Origin of the sequence: Sporosarcina sp. P34 (genome assembly GCF_002743375.1) — a bacterium.
Classification (GTDB): Bacteria; Bacillota; Bacilli; order Bacillales_A; family Planococcaceae; genus Sporosarcina.
This window is the reverse complement of record NZ_PDZC01000013.1, coordinates 29007-46263: the sequence shown is the minus strand read 5'-3', so window position 1 is coordinate 46263 and position 17257 is coordinate 29007. Positions and strand designations below refer to the sequence as shown.

Below are 17257 nucleotides of genomic sequence, written 5' to 3'. Positions count from 1 at the left end.
CTTCACGTATAGAAAAGTGATGCTAAAAAGCGGTGTCTGAATGTAGTATGTGAAAGATTTCACTTTTAATGTGTTGAAATATAGCGACTTGTATTTTATGTCATACGAACCAAGTTAGGAATTATATGTAAGATAAATCATTGCCTACCTACCAATTAATAGGTTAAAAAATGTCCCTTTACATGTCATGACTCTGATAATTAGATGCACAATTTAATTTTTAGTAAATTACACTTCAAAAAAACTCACACTAGATTCATCTAGTGTGAGTTTTAAATAAAAACTTAATATTTATATTAAATTCGTTTAGCTTTCCATCTGTTTTGACAGGAAGTTGGCTGCTGTTTCTGCCGCTTTTTGCTCGACCTCTCCGACAAAATGAACTTTTGATAGCAAATAGACCGCACCGATTGCATCGCCATTTGTAATGATTGGTACAATACAATAAGACTTAATCTGCTCTACTTGACCTGGCACCCATTCTACCGTCTTCTCATGCTTTTCCGTGACAGTAGATCGGCCGTTCAGGATTTCTTCGCATATCGGGGCTAACTGTCTGTTCATATAATCCTTTTTTGCAAGACCTGCTACCGCAAGCATCTCATCACGATCACTGATTAGTGTAGGTGTACCAATTGTTTCGTAAAGTGATTCTGCATATTCTGCCGCAAATTCGCCAAGCTCTGAAATAGGTGAATACTTCTTTAAAATGACTTCCCCTTCTCGATCAGTGAATATCTCCAAAGGGTCCCCCTCACGAATGCGAAGCGTCCTTCTAATTTCTTTTGGTATAACTACTCTTCCCAAGTCATCAATCCTGCGGACAATACCCGTTGCTTTCATGTATAATGCCTCACTTTCTCGAAATTAAATGTATTTCTGAGAATAGTATGCATCAACATTGGTCATTTTATGCAATCGAGGTGTTACAAGGCATCTGTAGATTCTACTTCCTTTGCTGTTTCTTGCATTATGTGTACCATATCTTCTACCATGTCGAATTCCGTAAACTGATTAGATTTTTTTTCGTTCACGGTTACGGTTATTTGTCCATTGTCAATCGTCAGTCCAACCGCATGACCAAACTTCAATGAATGTTCCATCAGTTTTGCACCGTCAGCACGGGCTGTTCCCTCTGCTGACAAGCGGATCTCCACTATCCCTTGTACATTTTTAATGGATACCACGCCAGCATCACGCCCCCACGCTTTCATACGTCCAACGCGGAGCAATAAGTCGGCTTCGAATGGCATATCACCGAAACGGTCGATCATTTCGTCAACAAGCTCTAGATAATCCTTATCGCCTGTAATTGCTTTAACACGTTTATACATTTGGATTTTTTGATAACCATCTTGGATGTATGACTCAGGGAGATATGCATTGATCGGCAAGGAAATTTCGACATCCGCCTTGTCTTCTTTCACGACACCTGTCTGTCTTTCTTCAATCGCTTCTTGTAGTAATTGCGAATACAAATCGAAACCAACAGAGTCAATGAATCCATGTTGTTGTGAACCAAGTAAATTACCTGCTCCCCGAATAGATAGATCACGCATAGCAATTTTAAACCCCGAACCGAGCTCAGTGAACTCTTTGATTGCCTGTAAGCGATTTTCCGCAACTTCCGTAAGCACTTTATCGCGCTGATAGAGCATATAACTATATGCCACGCGATTGGAACGACCGACCCGGCCACGTAATTGATAAAGCTGTGAAAGTCCCATGCGATCTGCATCATGCACAATCAACGTATTGACGTTCGGAATATCGATTCCGGTTTCAATAATGGTCGTTGTAACAAGCACGTCAAATTCCCCTTGGAGAAAACTTAATATTACCGCTTCGAGGGCGGCCTCCCCCATCTTACCATGAGCAGAGGCGATTCGCGCTTCAGGTACCAAGTCACGAATTTCCTGAGCTTTGCGATCCATATCTTCTACACGATTATATAAATAGAAAACCTGGCCGCCACGCCCCATCTCCCGTTCAATCGCCTCACGAACGAGTGCCCCCATTGTGCTCCATGACATATGTTTGGACAGGGAAACGATTGGCCGGCGGTGTTTCGATTACGGATAAATCGCGCACCCCGACCATCGACATATGCAAAGTCCTCGGGATCGGTGTTGCAGTTAATGTCAGTACATCTACGTTATTTTTCAATTGCTTCAATTTTTCTTTATGCGTCACACCAAAACGTTGCTCTTCATCAACTACGAGAAGCCCAAGATCCTGATAGACTACGTCCTTCGACAATAAGCGATGTGTACCGATGACAACGTCAACAGTCCCCGCTTTCAACCCTTTGATCGTTTCGTCCTGCTCTTTCTTAGTACGAAAACGATTCAATAATGAAACCGTCACAGGATAATCTGCGAAACGCTCTTTCATCGTCTCGTAATGTTGCTGTGCCAATATCGTAGTCGGCACTAAGAACGCCACTTGTTTACCGTTCGTGACCGCCTTAAAAGCTGCACGGATTGCGACTTCTGTTTTCCCATACCCTACGTCACCGCATAATAATCGATCCATAGGTCGTATACGTTCCATATCTTTCTTAATTTCCTCTATGGATTGTAACTGGTCCTGCGTCTCTTCGTAAGGAAAAGCATTTTCGAATGAACGTTGCAAGTCATCATCTTCACTGAAGGCAAAACCTTTTTCCGCTTCTCGTCTGGCATATAATTTGATCAAATCATCCGCAATATCCTGAATAGCCGCTGTTACTTTACGTTTAGTTTTTACCCAATCCGTGCCGCCAAGTTTATGTAGCTTTGGCTCTTTCTCTCCAGTAGCAACGTACTTTTGAATCAAATCAATTTGATCCGCGGGCACGAAAAGCTTATCTTCACCGCGATAACGAATATCTAGGTAATCTTTCTGGATCCCTTTAACATCCAATGTAACGACGCCATAATATTTTCCAATACCATGATGAACGTGGACGATATGGTCGCCTGGCTTGATCTCTGAATAGCTTTTGATCCGTTCAGCATTCGTTAGTTTAGGGGGACGTGCTTTGCGTTTTGGTTTGCCAGTAAACAATTCCGCGTCTGTAATGACAGCAAGTTTCTGGAACGGTAATTCAAAGCCTACTGATAAATCCCCTTCTATAATGGATAACACACCGTCTTTACTCGGCTTGCCGTCTATCGCTGCTTCTATATCATACTCTCGTAAAATATCTTGGATTGTCTTCATTCTCTCGGTTGACGAAGCCAAGAGAAACACATTATAGTTCCCCAGTCGCCAACGCTCAATCTCACTTTTCAATAAAGGCATTTGACCATGAAACTGTTGCATTGGCTTACAAGAAATTGAAATAGACTTCTTAATAGTGAAGCCAGGTACTGAGCGTGTAAACAAAGATAAGTAGAGTTGCTGCTGTTTAACATTTTCAAGTACTTGCTCGTATTTCCACGCCAGCTTCGTGTCATGCAACATTTTTCCATCTTCGAGCATCGCTAGCTGGTATTCTTGCTCCTCCGACTCCAATGTAGCTACAGACTCTTGTATTCTCCCCAATTCGTCAAATATTATGACACCATTAGCGGGAAAGTAGTCCGTTAACATGGTATTAGCACCAGAAGAAAATGAAGCATATTTCTTTATTGTGTCTGGCACTATCCCGTCTTTCATCATGCTGATATCTTGCATGATGGTCATCAATAATTGCTGCTGTAATTCTTCACTTTTGATTTTGGTCAAGCTTTCACCAAGCGCTTGCTCCACTTTTTGCGAAACTTGCTGTAATTCTTCAGGCGTCCAGATAAATTCTGTCGCTGGCAATAACGTAATAGATTCTAATTTTCCAGTTGAACGTTGATCTTCTGCGGAAAATGTACGAATGGAATCAATTGTCGTATCGAATAACTCAATACGAACAGGTTCTGCCATTGTGAGCGGATAAATATCCAATATTCCACCGCGTAACGCAAATTCACCCGGTGCACTCACCAGGTCTTTTCGTATATAGCCCATAGCTACTAAGTTCTCTAGCCAGACACCTATATCAATCTCTTCGTCCGTTGAAGCTGTGACGTAGTGTGTCAACCACCGTTTCTTTGAGGGCAACAATTTGCGCAAACCTGCAACAGGTGTGATATAAATACCACTACCTACACGCGCCATGTGATCCAATGTATCAATCCTGCCAGCACGTAATTCATAACTTGCAAATGAAAAGTCAGCGGCAACAAGTTCTTCTGCCGTATATAAGTGAATATGTTCATCATCAACCAATTTGCTTAAGTCTTCATACGTTCGCTGTGCTTGAAGCATATTTGGTGAAACAATTAAGACAGGGCGTGTCAATGATTGCTGAATCAATTTAAAGAAAATCGCTTTGGATCCACCTGCAAGACCTGTGATTAACTGCTGATCCCGCCCATCTTCCAGATCGTTCAGCAAGCCTTGAATCTCTTTCTCTTCTAGAAAAAGCTGTTCTATTACTCCCACTCAACTACTCCTCCTTATCTATTGACTAAGTGTATCTATCTATTGAACAGAATGCTTTATGCACAAAAAGCTTTGGCTATCAGCGCCAAAGCATCTGTTACTTATTGTAACCATTTTTTTAAGGTGTAATAATCCGGGAACGTCTGCAATGATTGCTCACAGTGTTCACAAATACATCGTATATGCAGACCACCATCCCGATCTACGGACAAAAATGTACTTTTATCTGCATCGTCTATTTGACTTAGCGTATCCTTTGCCGATTCGAATGGAATGGAGCCGATCTCCGTATGACAGTGATTGCAAGAATAACGGATCATATTCTCTTCACCTTCCTTTTTCAAAGTATAGGCAAAGAATTAATGTATTATGCTTATCCGTTAAATTTATTCATCACTTCAAGAAATGGTTTCTTTTTCGTTGTCCATTCTTCACAGGCATCTGCACTCTTTTGTATCGCGTCTTCAATCAACGGTTGCTCGTCCTTGCTAAAAGGAGATAGTACATAGTCAGCGACCTTCATACCGCCAGTAGGACGATCGACGCCTATACGAATGCGGTTGAATTCAGATGTACCTAAATGTGCAATGAGTGATTTCATACCATTGTGACCGCCTGCACTTCCTTTTTGACGAAGTCGGATCTTTCCCGCTGGTAAATCTAAGTCATCGTATAACACAACGATCTCGTTATCATTCACTTCAAAATAATCTGCTAGAGGTCGGACGCATTCTCCAGACAAGTTCATGTAGGTCATCGGTTTTAATAATATCGTTTTACCTTCAGTCGTATGGACAGTTGTAAATTGCCCATTGAACTTTTGCTGGAATGGTGGAGCTTGCCAACGTTCAGCCAATTCGTCAATGACTTGAAAACCAATATTATGCCGCGTGTTTTCATATTTTTTCCCGGGATTTCCGAGACCGATTAGTAATTTCATGTTCTTCTCTTCCTTTTCTAAATGATATATATATACATAGAAAAGGAGCGCACGATTCAAACACGTGCGCCCATTTTGTAACTTATTTCTCTTCTTTATCTTCGCCAATTACTTCCGGCTCAGCTTCAGTGCTTTCAGTTGCTTCGTCTAGTGCTTCTAATTCTTCTTCAGTACGTGGAGCGGAAATAGTTACTAATCCCACTTCGTCTTCAGTCACGATTTCAAACTTCACTTTGTCGCGAATATCGCCAACAAGAATTGTTTCGCCAATTTCAAGTTCTGAAACGTCTACATCGATATGTTCAGGAATGTCAGATGGCTTTACGCGAATTGTAACTTCCCATACCGGTTGTTGAATGGTACCGCCTGCCTTTTCACCTGGCGCGTCTCCAACAAGGTTAATCGCTACGTCTACTTCAAGCTCTTCTGTCATATTGATCGCCAAGAAGTCAGCGTGCGTAAGGAAACCAGTTAATACGTCAGACTGATAATCGTTTAAGACAACATTTACATCTTTGTCGTCAACAGTCAATTTGATTACACCGTTTCTTCCTGTTTCACGAAGTGTGTCTAGAAGATCTCGTTCTTTTACTGCGATTGGCGTGCTTTCTGTTTTATAACCATATACTACGGAAGGAATCCATCCGCTTTTTCTTAATTCGCTTACTGTCTTCTTGTCAGTTTGTCTTAAGTTCGACTTAATTGTACTCATTTGTATAGTCCCCTATCCTATTAAAAAGTTTTTTTCACATCTTTGGATATTCAATATCAGAAGATATCAGTTAACTTATTATTACTCAAATAGTGTACTTACAGACTTGTTCTCAAACACACGAATGATTGCAGATGCTAACAATGGCGCAATCGACAGCTGTTTAATTTTTGGAGATTGTTTACTTTCCGGCAATTTAATAGAATTCGTAATGACTAATTGCTTGATTTGAGAATTATTGATGCGTTCAATTGCTGGTCCTGACAAAACAGGATGTGAACAACAAGCATACACTTCTTTTGCTCCACTTTCAATTAGGGCGCTCGCGGCAATTGTTATAGTACCGGCTGTATCAATAATATCATCAATTAGAATAGCCGTTTTTCCTTCTACATTGCCAACGATATTCATCACTTCCGCTACATTTGGACGCGGACGACGCTTATCAATTATCGCAATAGGTGCCTTCATACGATCTGCCATTTTACGTGCACGCGTCACACCGCCATGGTCAGGTGAAACGATAACAAGATCATCGCTCGCTAATCCTTGACTCTGGAAGTACTCCGTTAGGATGGGTTCTGCAATCAAGTGATCAATTGGAATATCGAAGAACCCTTGAATTTGTGGTGCATGTAGGTCTACCGCGATTACACGGTCAGCGCCTGCTTTTTCTAGTAAGTTTGCAACTAGTTTAGCCGTTATAGGTTCACGTGAACTCGCTTTACGGTCTTGGCGTGCATATCCATAATAAGGCATGACCACGTTAATCGTACGTGCAGATGCACGCATTAAGGCATCTAGCATTATGAGAAGTTCCATTAAGTTGTCGTTAACCGGATTAGAAGTGGATTGAATGACAAACACTTCACAGCCACGGATGCTTTCATCGATGTTGATCTGAACTTCCCCGTCACTAAAACGTTTGACTGAGAGCTTGCCGAGCGGAAGCCCGACTTGATCTGCTACTTCTTTAGCAAGTGGTTCATTCGCAGTTAAAGAAAAGATTTTCAGTTTGTTGTTTGGATATTGATTTGCCATGATGGCCCTCCTGTTGGTTGGGTAAGATTAGTTTTTTACGTATCCTTCTTTATTCTCTTGCCGAACACGTCCAATTGCAAGTGAATTTTCCGGGACATTTTTTGTGACTGTGGACCCCGCTGCCACAATCGCATTCTTTCCTATCGTGACCGGTGCGACCAAGTTGGCATTGCAGCCAATAAAGGCATTGTCTTCTATCTCTGTTTTGTGCTTGTTTTTACCATCGTAATTAACTGTAATCGTACCACAGCCAACATTAACATTCTTACCTATTTCTGTATCCCCTATATAACTAAGGTGGGAAACTTTACTAGCGTCACCAAGCTGAGACTTTTTCACCTCAACAAAATTGCCTACTTTTACATAGTCACCGAGCTGTGTTTCTGGACGCAAGTGCGCAAATGGACCGACTGCTGTCTGACTTCCAACTGTACTATCACGAACAACTGATGAATGAATCGTCGTGTTGTCACCCACTGTACTGTTTTGGATGTGACTGTTCGGACCAATGACACATTGTGATCCAATTTTCGTGGCGCCCTCAATGAGTACACCAGGTTGGATGATAGTATCACGTCCAATTTCAGCCTCCGCACTAATTACTGTCTGATCAGGACTAATAATTGTAACGCCGTTGCGCATATGCTTCTCCGCAATCAATTGACGCATATTTCTTTCTGCTTGTGCCAGCGCTACACGGTCATTGACACCCAGCGTTTCATGGAAATTCGGCGTCGTATAGGCTGAAATTCGCTGTCCTTCAGATTTTAAAATCCCCAATACATCTGGAAGATAATACTCTCCTTGCGCATTTTCGTTATTCACTTTTTTCAGTGTATCGAATAACACGCGATTGTCGAAGCAGTAAGTGCCTGTATTAATTTCCTTAACGAGACGCTCTTCGTCATTCGTGTCTTTATGTTCTACGTTTCGCATTACGTCACCGTTCTCCGCACGAATGATACGGCCATAACCCGTTGGATCATCTGCTATTGCAGTAAGTATGGTCGCCTTCGCTTCCGTTTCATGGTGGTGTGCAAGAAGTGCTGCCATTGTCTCGGTACTGATTAACGGTGTATCACCACAGACGACGAGCGTAGTACCTTCAAGATCCGCAAGTACCCTCTCAGCTTGTTGCACGGCATGTGCTGTGCCCAACTGTTGTGTCTGTAGCGCATATTCGCTTTTGTTACCCAGCGTCTGCTCTACCACCTCGGCGCCATGACCGACGATCGTGACAATCCGATCCGAGTTGAGCTCGCGAATGTGGTCGATCACGTGCTCTACCATCGGTTTGCCACAGACTGGATGAAGCACTTTATAAAGATCCGACTTCATTCGCGTGCCCTGTCCTGCTGCTAGGACGATCGCATATGTATTTGTCATCTGTCAGCCTCCATCCTTGTTTGATAAATTCATAATTGACTATATCGGAAATGACTGTTTTTTTCAAGCATATCCCCTTGACAATTGCATAACTTTATTTTATGATTGTTGATCTTTTTGCGATTATATTGGTATAGAAATAATAGTGGTAGGTAAATATAGATAGAGCGTTCAAATGCAGACAATTGGGAGTGGTGGGAATTTAAGAGTTCATGGGGATGGAAGCTCCGTCTCAACCGATCAGTCTGATTCCCTTCTCTATCCCACTGCCAGCTTCTCCACTTCTATTTCAAGACGATAAAAAGGCCATCGAATAGATGGCCTTTTTATGAATGTGAAGTATGGAAACGCTTTCCCAAACATTATGAAATTATAGAACAGCCTCTTGCAATTCCCCTTGCTGTTCGTCTACTTGATGATAAGCTGCCAGGATGGACTCCTGTACTTTTGTTCGTGCATCTGAATTAATCGGATGCGCCACATCGCGGAACTCCCCATCCGGTGTGCGTTTGCTCGGCATGGCCACAAATAATCCGTCATTCCCCTCAATGACTCGGATATCATGGATGACAAATTGATCGTTAAGCGTAATGGAAGCAATTGCTCTCATCCTACCTTCTGTGTCTACCTTGCGTAATCTCACATCTGTGATTTCCATTTTCCCCACTCCCTTGTTGTCATTTTCACACTAAACGTATTCTAGGTTAGTTGGTATGATTACTTTGTTAACCATAATACTGGTGCTGATTCTATAATACTATTTTTTACCTCGAATGAAAATAGAATCTTTTGTGAATTTTTAAAACTCGTATATTCCTATACACTTTTAGCTACTTTCTACCTACTATTTTTTTGCTAACGAGAAAAACCCGCCCTGATCTAGACTCTGTCAGGGCGGGTATCACATTCAATTACTTACAAATTGCAATCGCTTCGATTTCTACTCGTACATCTTTGGGAAGACGGGCCACTTCCACTGTCGAGCGGGCCGGTTTATGCTCTCCGAAGTGTTCTTCATAAATGGCATTTAGTGCTCCAAATTCATTCATATCTTGTATAAATACTGTGGTTTTAATGACTTGTTGTAAACTTGACCTCGCTTCCTCAAGTACTTTACCCAAGTTTTGAAGAACTTGGTTTGTCTGCGCCTCTATTCCGCCACTTACTACTTCACCAGTAAGCGTCAAAGGAATCTGTCCTGACGTGTACACTACCCCGTTCACTTTTACTGCTTGTGAATAAGGTCCAATCGCCTGTGGTGCATTTTCCGTTTTTACATACTCCATAATTCATTCCCGCCTCTCGTGAAATAATTCCCTTCTTCCAACTCAATCTTACGGCGCTTCTCATCCACTGCATGTAATTTCACTAATGAAAGATAATCGTCTACCAGTACTTCCTCAAGATGTTCGGCCTCTACTAAGACTGCTACACCGCCAAGTTCGCAGTTGAATTCCTCCAGTAGGCTTTTCATGCCTTGCATGGTACCGCCCACTTTCATAAAGTCGTCTGTTAACAATACTTTTTGACCGCTCTGCATACTTCTCTTTGACAGCACCATTGTTTGGATTCTGCGGGCAGAACCAGATACGTAATTAATGCTGACGGTAGGACCTTCCGTCACTTTGCTGTCCCGTCTAACCACGATGACAGGCACGTTTAAATGACGTGCTATCGCGTGGGCAATCGGAATACCTTTTGTTGCGACTGTCATGATTGCATCAATTTCTCTATCAAAGAAAGCTGTCGCAATTACCTTACCGATTCGATCAAGAAACCGGGGATTTCCCAATAAGTCAGTCATATACAAATAACCGCCAGGAAGTAATCGATCCGATTTTCGTAGTTCATTCATTAATGAATGAATAACTTCCTTTGTCTCCTCACGGCCGGCTAACGGAATATATTTAATACCGCCAGCAGCACCTGAAATCGTCACTAAACGACCCGTGCTACTCTCTTCAAATGTCTCTTTCAAAATACCAAGATCTTCACTAATTGAGGACTTGGCCGCTGAATACCGGTTCGAAAAAAACGTCAAAGAAATGAGTGTGTGCGGATTCTCCAGCAAATGACGTGTCATATCGACAAGCCTTTCACTTCTTTTCCATTTCATATAATACCGACTCCTAAACCCGAATGTTTTATAAGTAGGTTATCATAATCGTCCGGCATTAATCAACTACAATAGGTTCTCCAAGCATACGCACGGCATGTACGTCCTGACAAAACCCTTTCAACGCATTGACAATTTTCGGTACACGCGATTCATGTTTCACCAGCCCAAATACCGTTGGGCCACTACCGCTCATTAAAACCGCATCCGCACCAAAACGCTCCATTTGTCCTTTGAGTGTGACAACTTCTTCATGAAGACTCATCGTTACAGGCTCCAGTACATTCCCTAGTGATGCGCACATCTTGTCATAATCACTTTCTTGCAACGCTTCTATCATACGGTCCGTTTGCGGATGTACGATAGAAGACAAGTTCAACTGACCGTAGATATTTCCGGTCGATACACCGATGGTTGGTTTCGCCAGCACGACCCAGCAGTTAGGTGGAGCAGGTAGATGTGTAATGTCTTCTCCTCGCCCTCTCGCAATTGCAGTGCCACCGTACACGCAAAATGATACATCTGATCCAATTTCCGCACCTAGGGTTGCTAATTCGTCTAAAGTCAAGCCTAGTTCCCATAGACGGTTTAATCCACGAAGTGTCGCGGCTGCATCTGAACTACCGCCAGCTAGCCCCGCTGCAATCGGAATGTTTTTATCCAGAGTAATTTCAACTCCATAATCCAAGCAATAGCGTTTGCGTAATAAATCTGCTGCTTGGTACGCCAAGTTTTTGCGATCATTTGGCACAAATCGATGAGATGACTTAATTGTAATCGCATGATCCGTCGTAGGACATAGCCAGATACGATCGGCTAAATCAACCGTTGTCATAATCATCTCGACATCATGATAGCCATCCGGCCGTTTACTTAACACATCTAATGTTAAGTTGATTTTCGCAGGCGCCTTTTCGTAAATCATGATAAAAGCTCCCTCCCCACTGCATTGTTCCTGCTCATATATTACCACAGAATGAATAGAACATAAGAGGATTAAATAAAAAAGACTTGCAAAAGCTTTGCAGGTCTCTTTGTCACGTGAAATGTCGTACCACAGTTCTGTAGTAGACGATTCCTACAGTTACTTTTGCACGCTTCACATATAATTCGTTATTTACGCAAGATTTTATCCATCGCTTTTCCCTTTGCCAACTCATCAATCAGTTTATCTAAATAACGTATTTCTTTCATCGTTGATTCTTCCATTTCTTCCACTCTAATCCCACATATAACACCTTTGATTAGCGTCCGTGAAGAATTTAACTTAGGAGCCTCCGCAAAGAACGTTTTGAAGTCTGTCTGTTTTTCCAACTGTACTTCCAACTCTTCCTGGTTGTACCCTGTCAACCAACGAATGACTTCATCGACCTCCAGTTTTGTACGTCTTTTTTTCTCTGCTTTGTTAATATAGAGCGGGTACACTTTGGCAAAACTCATTGTATACATTTTATGTGTAGTCATCGTTACTCTCCTATCATCTGTTACTTAGAATGGTTTCTACTTGTAAAATGATGTGCGACAGCAAATCTGCCACATTTCGTCTTGTACTTAAGCGAGGTGACTGTCCGCTCCAAAGATGAATCCATTCGGTACGATTTTGCCTGGCAGCTTCATTACGAATCTCTGCTGTCAATGTGTTCATTATAGGATAATCTGGTAGTTCTTCTTCGTAAGGTTTTATGTCACGGATAAAGGCATTTTGAATACCTCTTGCTGGTTTACCACTAAATACTGATGTGACAACGGTTTGGTCTTCCGTACTTTGGAGAATGGCATCAATATGTTGTATTTTCGCACCGCTTTCAATGACCGTCACAAAGGCAGTTCCCATTTGAACCGCTTGCGCTCCTAGTGTAAGAGCTGCTAAGACACCTCTTCCGTCCATAATTCCTCCCGCAGCAATAACTGGAATCTGTACATGGTCCACTGCTTGAGGAACAAGCGACATCGTTCCGATCATGGAATCACCGAAGCTTCCTGAAAATGTACCACGATGCCCCCCCGCCTCGCTTCCTTGCACCACAACCATATCAACTCCGTATTCCTCATTGATCATAGCTTCTTTCACAGTTGTGGCAGTCCCCATAACGACGATGTTCTCTTCTTTTAATCTTTGAATATTCTCTTTAGATGGCACACCGAATGTGAAACTGCAAACCGCTATCTTCTCCTCTATTAGGACTTCTACTTGTTTATCGAAGTTTGCGCTAGATGTTTGCTTTACTTCCGGCTCGGCTACGTGTAACTCTTCACGATAAGGTCGTAATAATTCATTGGCCTTTTTAATCTTATCTGCGGATACATCTGACGTCTCGGGAATAAACAAATTGACACCGAAAGGCTGATCCGTTAATGCCTTTATCTTCTTTATCGCTTCTCGCATATCTTCTGCCTGCATATAGCCTGCCCCAAGCGTACCCAGACCACCTGCATTGGAAACAGCAGCTATTAATTCAGGCGTGGTCGTACCGCCAGCCATTCCCGCTTGAATGATTGGGTATGTAATTCCAAGTATTTTGGTTACATCGTTTTTATTCCACATCTTTACTAACTCCCCCCCGAAAGATTATGTAGTAGTTTTACCGCTTTTCTCTTTTTCACGTCTCATTACTATTTTATTTCCCAACCAATAACCGATGAAAGCCGTCACGCCCATAAGTCCAATCGATAAAAACGAATTCAAAGCTGGAAAAAACAACTCCTTGATCAAACTTATGATACCGACAAAGACACCGGCGAATAGTGCACGACATATATTTCCTTTCTTCACACTTTCTCCTCCTACAATGACTCTGTGAATCCTAGTATGTATAATGAATATTCACTTCATCATATCGTACATTATAGAAAATTGATGTTCCTACTATCACTCTTAGTAATAAAAAAAGTTGCAAAGCTACTTCACTCCGCAACTCTACTCATTTAATTGTTACTTTATCATCGAATTCGGTAAGTACACTAAATTCGCCGCTGTACTTACATTATCATCGTTCACTGTCAATATCACGACATAACCGGTCTTTTCCCATCCTGAATTAAATGTGGTTTCATTGTCAGTATCAGAATAATGATCCACTCCAAATTCACGTTGCGCGTGCTCGTTTAATTCATTGTACATCGCAAACATTTCATCTGAAGTATGGTAATGCTCCTCGCCCTCCATAAAGTCATAGGTTATGAACTGCAATTTGTTGTTTTCGAAGTAGTAAATCAAATCTGTATAGTAATTATACTTTGTAGTTCGATAGATCAATAATCGTTTATTCCCCTCACGTAAATTAGAAAGCAATATTGCCGGTGACTTCGATTCAACACTCATCACTTGAGCCGGGTCCATTCCAAAGTGAATTCCTCTTGTCACCATGACTGGCGGTGCAGGTCGGAATGCAGGATCCATGGCTCTTGCTACGAAAGCAGCAATATGAGACCGGGTTAGTGTTTCATTTGGTTTAAATGTACCGTCTGGATAGCCTGAGGTGATATTTTCAAAAGCCAGTTTACGCACTGCATTATAAGCAGTAGAACCCTTCGATACGTCTTTAAATCGAATATCTTTTTCTTTCGTCAGTTTAAATGCATTCGCAATAAAAGCGGCCATATGTCCACGCGTTACCTTTTGCGTAGGTTTGAAAGTACCGTCTGGATAGCCATTAATAATTCCCGCCTTCACCGCGGAATTGATATAGCCGGAGGAATATCTGCTAGAAGGAATATCCTTAAACTTCGTCTTCGTTTTCTTCCCATCAAGCCCCGTAGCTTTAGCCACCATGACCGCTACTTCTTCACGTGACACTTTGTCATTCAACCCAAAGCGCGCACTAGGTTCAATCACTTTGTTTTCCAATAAATACATAATTGCAGTATAATTCGGATGATTTTTCGGTACATCCGTAAATATCTTAGTGGAAGCCTGTGTTTTGGGAGCTACTGAAAACATTAAAATGAGTACTAGAATTATTGCAAAAACTTTCTTCATACGTGTTGATCCCCTTTTCGCCATAAGATGTAATGACTATATCACGTTCAATAAGAGAAAAGTTGAATACGTTAAAAGACGTTGTTTTACTACACAAATGTACCAAATTCGCTACATGCAAACTCATAATTTGTCTATATACCTTGGCGTTGTTCTATTTTCTAAAAGGCTTAACAGTACACATCTATCACCAACGAATTTCGTAGTCAGAATAAACTTTTCATCATGTGTTGCGCTACACAACACTAAAAAAGGAGTTGAGTATAATATCTTATTTTCATTCAAATTATAAATGGAATTTCTATATATATAGACTTCTAGTAATAGGTATATAGTTATGACTATTATCCATTTTTACCGTTAAAAATTTCTTTTACGCCACATTTTTGTTAATTACGAAAGTAGTCTCCTATATTAGTGCTGTTTTTCAAACATTGATTCTCATAAGAAATGCTTCTATGATGAATCTGTATTGAAACTAGTTATTCCAAACTACAAGGAGGAAGAATAAAATGAGGTTACGAATGCCCCATATAACTATCGCACCTATACTATTCGGTGCATTTTTTGTTATAGTATTTATCTTTTCACTTACAAGTCAAGCCTCTGCACACGGGTATGTAAGCCAACCAGAAAGTCGAGCACTATTATGTAAGCAAGGTGATAATAGGAACTGCGGGAGAATCATATATGAGCCACAGAGCCTAGAAGCACCCGGAAACTTTCCAATTGGCGGTCCAGCCGATGGTAAAATTGCCAGCGCAAATATTTTCTTTGAGTTAGATACACAAACCCGCCTTCGTTGGCACAAGGTCGCAATGAAAAATGGTAATCATCCATTCAAATGGAAATTCACTGCACCACACGTTACAAGTTCATGGGAATATTACATAACACGTACAGGATGGAATACAAACCAACCGTTAAAACGCGCAGATTTTCAGAAGTTTTGTGCAGTAGATGGCAAGAAACAGAAACCCCCTTCCGAAGTGACGCATACTTGCAACTTACCCGAACGTACGGGTTATCACGTAATCCTCGCTGTCTGGAATATAGGTGATACACAGAATGCATTCTATAACGTCATTGACGTAGATTTCGGTGGAAAGCAAGCACTACCAACCGAGTTGGACAAGACTTTGGAGATGACTCCTCTTCTACCTAGCCAACCAGTACCTGAAACGAAGCCAGAAAAAACTACTATCGAGAAGCCCATCCAACAAGTGGTTAAATGGGATAAAGGCATAGTCTATGTTGAGGGAAATCAAGCACGATTTGAAGGTTCTTTATATGAAGCAAAATGGTGGACCCGCGGAGACCTGCCCGGTGATTCGGCTGAATGGAAACTAGTAGAACCTGCCAACTCAGACTTACGCGACTGGAGGATGAAAAACGTCTACACAGTTGGTGAGCAAGTGGTTCACGAGGGTATCGTATACGAAGCACAGTGGTGGACGAGCGGTGACACTCCAGGAAAGAAAGATGTTTGGAAATTCATTAAGATCATTAATGCCAATGTGAAGAACTGGGATAAAAAACTTGTTTATTTAGTAGGAAATCAAGTAATGTATGAAAATAGTTTATATGAAGCAAAATGGTGGACTCGTGGTGATCTCCCAGGAGATTCGGCAGTATGGAAACTAGTAAAATCCGCCACGACTGGTGTGCCGCAATGGCGCACTGCGAATGTATACGTTGCTGGCGATCAAGTAATCTATGACGGCAATCTATATGAAGCGAAATGGTGGACCCACGCGAATGTTCCGAGTGATAGTAAACAGTGGATGCGTAAATAATTCGATATGATTGCCGTGCTATCTACTAGTTACAATGACTGTAGATAGCCCACAATTTCATCGTAAAAAGAACTGCAAAGGAATTTCTCCTTTGCAGTTCCATTTGTCAGCCTGTTTTGGATTCTACGGACATCGGTTGAATTATTTTCTTTCCTCCGCTTGTCTACTTGCCATTTCAATTGCATGTTTTACCATGTTTCCTGCATCACGAGAGCGGATACCGCCCCAGCCTTCTTTCTGTACTACATCATAAAAGCCAAGCTCTTTCGCGATTTCAATTTTCAATTGATCTGACATGACGCCTTTTCTCGCCATTTTAGTTTCCTCCTTTTCGGCTGACATTTATAGTGTGTGCCATCCGGAGAAAATTACACTTCGATTAGTTAACGTAATAAAAAATCCGCCTGAACGTTCTGGGCGGATTCACTAGGAAATAAATTAAAATAGCATGATAATTATTTGATGATAAAGGCCGTTTGGTCCGAACCATCAAGGACTGTTATTTCAACCGCTTCGGTTAAAATATCAGCATAGCTGTAAGAAACTCTTTCAAACGCATTGTCATCCTGATCCAACTCTACTACGAAAACGGCACGATACGTATCGCGCAAGACTCCAGCATGTTCGATCGTCTTCTTACGACCACCATTTGCTTTCAAGTGGAGACGTTTCCCTAAATGAGCGTCCAGTGACTTTTTAATGTCTGCTAATGTTTTTGGCATGTTACTTACACCTCACTAAATACAAGCATAACATTTTTCCAATCATTTGTCAACAAAATTTTTATTTTAACAGTTTGTATATGTCTTTGTCAATCACTTTATGA

General features: G+C 41.5%; 17 protein-coding genes and 1 pseudogene. 1 reads left to right on the top strand and 17 read right to left on the bottom strand.

Annotated elements, in window-relative coordinates; genetic code table 11:
- Positions 1 to 306: 306 nt before the first annotated feature.
- From spoVT to CSV63_RS14850, 15 genes and pseudogenes are all read right to left on the bottom strand, one after another.
- Positions 307 to 843: a stage V sporulation protein T gene (gene spoVT, locus CSV63_RS14920; protein WP_099696518.1), complete on the bottom strand. Its 537-nt coding sequence runs from the start codon at positions 841 to 843 to the stop codon at positions 307 to 309.
- An 83-nt stretch (positions 844 to 926) separates the two neighbouring features.
- A pseudogene (mfd, locus tag CSV63_RS14915) lies at positions 927 to 4461 on the bottom strand (transcription-repair coupling factor).
- A 101-nt stretch (positions 4462 to 4562) separates the two neighbouring features.
- Entirely contained in the window at positions 4563 to 4781 is a 219-nt protein-coding gene (locus CSV63_RS14910; RefSeq protein WP_099676532.1) for an anti-sigma-F factor Fin, read from the bottom strand.
- A gap of 53 nt (positions 4782 to 4834) precedes the next feature.
- Entirely contained in the window at positions 4835 to 5401 is a 567-nt protein-coding gene (pth, locus tag CSV63_RS14905) for an aminoacyl-tRNA hydrolase (RefSeq protein WP_099696517.1), read from the bottom strand.
- Between the two features lie 82 nt (positions 5402 to 5483).
- Positions 5484 to 6113, bottom strand: coding sequence for a 50S ribosomal protein L25/general stress protein Ctc (locus tag CSV63_RS14900; protein ID WP_099696516.1), 630 nt, complete (start codon positions 6111 to 6113; stop codon positions 5484 to 5486).
- Between the two features lie 81 nt (positions 6114 to 6194).
- The gene (locus tag CSV63_RS14895) at positions 6195 to 7154 is read right to left on the bottom strand and encodes a ribose-phosphate diphosphokinase (RefSeq protein ID WP_099696515.1); all 960 of its coding nucleotides are present in this window, start codon (positions 7152 to 7154) and stop codon (positions 6195 to 6197) included.
- Positions 7155 to 7181: 27 nt separating this feature from the next.
- Entirely contained in the window at positions 7182 to 8540 is a 1359-nt protein-coding gene (glmU, locus tag CSV63_RS14890) for a bifunctional UDP-N-acetylglucosamine diphosphorylase/glucosamine-1-phosphate N-acetyltransferase GlmU (protein ID WP_099696514.1), read from the bottom strand.
- A 370-nt stretch (positions 8541 to 8910) separates the two neighbouring features.
- Entirely contained in the window at positions 8911 to 9198 is a 288-nt protein-coding gene (gene spoVG / locus CSV63_RS14885) for a septation regulator SpoVG (RefSeq protein WP_099632522.1), read from the bottom strand.
- 253 nt (positions 9199 to 9451) lie between these two features.
- Positions 9452 to 9826, bottom strand: a complete 375-nt coding sequence (locus CSV63_RS14880; RefSeq protein ID WP_099696513.1) for a RidA family protein — start codon at positions 9824 to 9826, stop codon at positions 9452 to 9454.
- Positions 9814 to 10656 (bottom strand): pur operon repressor, encoded by an 843-nt coding sequence (gene purR, locus CSV63_RS14875; RefSeq protein ID WP_099696512.1) that lies wholly within the window; start codon positions 10654 to 10656, stop codon positions 9814 to 9816. The genes CSV63_RS14880 and purR overlap by 13 nt, the downstream gene beginning before the upstream one ends.
- 58 nt (positions 10657 to 10714) lie before the next feature.
- Positions 10715 to 11581, bottom strand: coding sequence for a 4-(cytidine 5'-diphospho)-2-C-methyl-D-erythritol kinase (ispE, locus tag CSV63_RS14870; protein WP_099696511.1), 867 nt, complete (start codon positions 11579 to 11581; stop codon positions 10715 to 10717).
- A 188-nt stretch (positions 11582 to 11769) separates the two neighbouring features.
- Positions 11770 to 12120, bottom strand: coding sequence for a DUF2200 domain-containing protein (locus tag CSV63_RS14865; protein ID WP_099696510.1), 351 nt, complete (start codon positions 12118 to 12120; stop codon positions 11770 to 11772).
- Positions 12121 to 12133: 13 nt separating this feature from the next.
- Positions 12134 to 13201, bottom strand: a complete 1068-nt coding sequence (locus CSV63_RS14860) for an NAD(P)H-dependent flavin oxidoreductase (RefSeq protein ID WP_099696509.1) — start codon at positions 13199 to 13201, stop codon at positions 12134 to 12136.
- Positions 13202 to 13225: 24 nt separating this feature from the next.
- On the bottom strand, positions 13226 to 13429 hold the full coding sequence (locus tag CSV63_RS14855; protein WP_099696508.1) for a hypothetical protein: 204 nt from the start codon (positions 13427 to 13429) through the stop codon (positions 13226 to 13228).
- A gap of 159 nt (positions 13430 to 13588) precedes the next feature.
- On the bottom strand, positions 13589 to 14635 hold the full coding sequence (locus CSV63_RS14850) for an S-layer homology domain-containing protein (RefSeq protein ID WP_158233975.1): 1047 nt from the start codon (positions 14633 to 14635) through the stop codon (positions 13589 to 13591).
- Between the two features lie 512 nt (positions 14636 to 15147).
- On the opposite strand from CSV63_RS14850, the gene CSV63_RS16820 reads away from it, so the two are divergent.
- Complete coding sequence (locus CSV63_RS16820) at positions 15148 to 16431, top strand: lytic polysaccharide monooxygenase (protein ID WP_233192141.1); 1284 nt, start codon at positions 15148 to 15150, stop codon at positions 16429 to 16431.
- Positions 16432 to 16572: 141 nt separating this feature from the next.
- Here the strand turns inward: CSV63_RS16820 and CSV63_RS14825 are convergent, their stop codons facing one another.
- Both CSV63_RS14825 and veg read right to left on the bottom strand, forming a co-directional pair.
- Positions 16573 to 16746, bottom strand: coding sequence for a small, acid-soluble spore protein, alpha/beta type (locus CSV63_RS14825; protein ID WP_099632514.1), 174 nt, complete (start codon positions 16744 to 16746; stop codon positions 16573 to 16575).
- A gap of 140 nt (positions 16747 to 16886) precedes the next feature.
- Positions 16887 to 17153 carry a biofilm formation stimulator Veg gene (gene veg / locus CSV63_RS14820; protein ID WP_029054863.1) on the bottom strand — a complete coding sequence of 89 codons (267 nt, stop codon included), beginning with the start codon at positions 17151 to 17153 and terminating at the stop codon, positions 16887 to 16889.
- Positions 17154 to 17257: the final 104 nt, after the last annotated feature.